At 67.1% G+C, this 638-nt stretch carries 1 pseudogene; it reads right to left on the minus strand.

The features are described from left to right. Window positions 1-638, minus strand: a pseudogene (locus tag CAG29_RS28030) (RHS repeat protein); the annotation flags it as partial.

Here is a 638-nt window from a genome sequence, read left to right on the forward strand (position 1 = left end):
TGTTCGCGGCCGGCGCTGAACTGGTGGCTGGTGAGGCGCGAGCCGTTGAGGTCGATGCCGCTGAGCTGGCCGCCCGGCAGGTGGCGGTAGTCGAGCGTGCTGCCGTCGGGGAGGCGGCAATGCTTGAGCTGGCCGACGCTGTCGTATTCGTAGCGCAGGGTGCCCCAGCCCTGGTGCTCGGTGGTCAGCCGATCCTGCAGGTCGTACTCATACGCGAGGGGCCAGTGGCCGTCGTCGACGTTGACCAGGCGGCCGAGGGCGTCGTAGCTGTAGTGGATTTCCTCGCCGTCGGGCAGGGTCTTCACCAGCAGGCGGCCGGCGGCGTCGCGCTGGTACTCGGTGACCAGTTCGCTGGCGTCGTCGCCGAACTCGGTCTTCTTCAGCAGTTGGCCGTTGAGGTCGTATTCGTAGGCGGTGCGGCGGCCGTCGAAGCCGGTTTCCTGCTGGATCAGGCCGTTGCTGTAGTAGTCGAGGCGGTAGTGCTCGCCGCGTTCGTTTTCGATGTCGGTGAGCAGCAGGCCGGCATTGTCGTAGCGGTAGCGCAACTGGCTGCCGTCCGGGTTGATGCGGCGGCTGACCAGGTGCAGGTTGTCGGCGTACTCGTAGCGGGTGATGCGGCCGAGTTCGTCGCGTTCGGC

The organism is Pseudomonas sp. B7(2017), assembly GCF_002112745.1.
GTDB classification, from domain to species: Bacteria; Pseudomonadota; Gammaproteobacteria; order Pseudomonadales; family Pseudomonadaceae; genus Aquipseudomonas; species Aquipseudomonas ekonensis.